This window comes from Rhizobium sp. 01T444 (genome assembly GCF_056398305.1).
The window spans coordinates 1-703 of record NZ_JBFTPD010000181.1 but is presented as its reverse complement, the minus strand read 5'-3'; the positions used below and the strand labels follow the sequence as shown (position 1 = coordinate 703).

The window sequence follows — 703 nt, the reverse complement described above, 5'->3', positions numbered from 1 at the left end:
AACTCCGGCTTCATGATCGCGCAGGTCACGGCCGCGGCGCTGGCATCGGAGAACAAGTCGCTTGCGCATCCGGCGAGCGTCGACAGCCTGCCGACATCCGCCAACCAGGAGGACCATGTGTCGATGGCCACCTTCGCCGGACGCCGGCTGGCCGACATGGTCGAGAACACCGCCGTGGTCGTCGGCATCGAGGCCATGGCGGCGGCGCAGGGCATCGAACTCAAGCGCGGCCCGAAATCCTCCCCGCTGCTCGAAGCCGAATTCGCCGCCATCCGCGAGCGCGTCGCCTTCATCGAGCAGGACCGCTTCCTCGCGCCCTCCATCGAGGCCATGCGCCAGTGGGCGCGCCAGGGCCGCTGGCCCGAGCCCGTGCAGGCGATCCTGCCGAGCCATTCCTGAAATCACTGTCGAAAGGACTCCGCCATGAACGCACCCGACAAATTCCTCGCTCCCAAGTCCGACCCCCGCCATGACCCGAGCCGGGTGATCCGCGCTCCGCGCGGCAGCACGCTGAGCTGCAGGAGCTGGCTCACCGAAGCGCCGTTTCGCATGCTGCAGAACAACCTCGATCCCGAGGTGGCCGAGCGTCCGCAGGACCTGGTGGTCTACGGCGGCATCGGCCGCGCCGCGCGCGACTGGGCCTGCTTCGACCAGATCCTGGCGAGCCTGAAGGAACTGAAGGACGACGAGACGCTGCTGGTGC

1 protein-coding gene and 1 pseudogene are annotated in these 703 nt (G+C 68.3%); both read left to right on the top strand.

Annotated features, from left to right (window positions below; translation table 11 throughout):
* Positions 1-399 (top strand): aromatic amino acid lyase (locus AC1DTN_RS37860; RefSeq protein WP_477925271.1); only part of this gene is annotated, 399 nt, incomplete at its 5' end.
* A 24-nt stretch (positions 400-423) separates the two neighbouring features.
* Positions 424-703: pseudogene (locus AC1DTN_RS37855) on the top strand (hypothetical protein); the annotation flags it as partial.